Genomic DNA, 280 nt, shown 5'->3' with positions numbered 1-280 from the left:
TTACCCGTTTTTTAGTGAAATCAGTAAATATTTGAATGGTAAATATACTTTGAAAGATATAGTGAGTGAGTTAAGCAAAACCCAAGAAGAAAAATTTTTAAAATTAATTGCCATATTAGAGAAGAATGGTTTTGTAAAATATACCGAAAGGGTTATTGATGAAAATTATTATAAAAATTATGAAAAAGAAATTGCATTTATAGATTATTATACTAATAATGGCATCGAATTATTTAAAAAACTCTCTAATTTCAAGATTTGTTTATATGGTAGCAATAAG

General features: G+C 23.2%; 1 protein-coding gene. It reads left to right on the top strand.

Annotation, left to right across the window (positions count from 1 at the left end; translation table 11 throughout):
* Positions 1–280, top strand: a 280-nt coding sequence (locus NG904_RS16900) for a hypothetical protein (protein WP_252232888.1), incomplete at both ends; no start/stop codon positions are given.

This window comes from Clostridium sp. ZBS15, from assembly GCF_023845705.1.
GTDB classification, from domain to species: domain Bacteria; phylum Bacillota; class Clostridia; order Clostridiales; family Clostridiaceae; genus Clostridium; species Clostridium aquiflavi.
Note: the sequence above shows the minus strand (reverse complement) of the source record. Positions and strands in the feature narration are given on the sequence as shown.